Raw genomic sequence first — 239 nt, 5'->3', positions numbered from 1 at the left:
CCGAGCGACTGGCTCCAGCACTCGACGTCGTGCGAGCAACATCACACACCGACGATGCCTCCCTCACCGTCATAGTGGATCCCGCTTTAGAAGCGGAGGGCTATCGCATTGACATCGACGCGCAGGTCCGCATCACTGTCGGCAGTCCATCTGGAGCGCGTTGGGCAGTGCAAACCCTGCTCCAGCTGCTCACCCCGTGGGTTTACGGGCCCGGACCGCTAGCGCTGAAGCACCTATGC

At 62.8% G+C, this 239-nt stretch carries 1 protein-coding gene; it reads left to right on the top strand.

The window, feature by feature from the left end; all coding sequences use genetic code 11:
• Positions 1-29 precede the first annotated feature (29 nt).
• On the top strand, positions 30-239 hold a 210-nt coding region (locus ACEN88_RS36215), incomplete at its 3' end, for a glycoside hydrolase family 20 zincin-like fold domain-containing protein (RefSeq protein WP_413347198.1).

The organism is Massilia sp. CT11-108, from assembly GCF_047302915.1.
In the GTDB taxonomy this organism is placed as follows: Bacteria; Pseudomonadota; Gammaproteobacteria; order Burkholderiales; family Burkholderiaceae_D; genus Telluria; species Telluria orientalis.
Note: the sequence above shows the minus strand (reverse complement) of the source record. Positions and strands in the feature narration are given on the sequence as shown.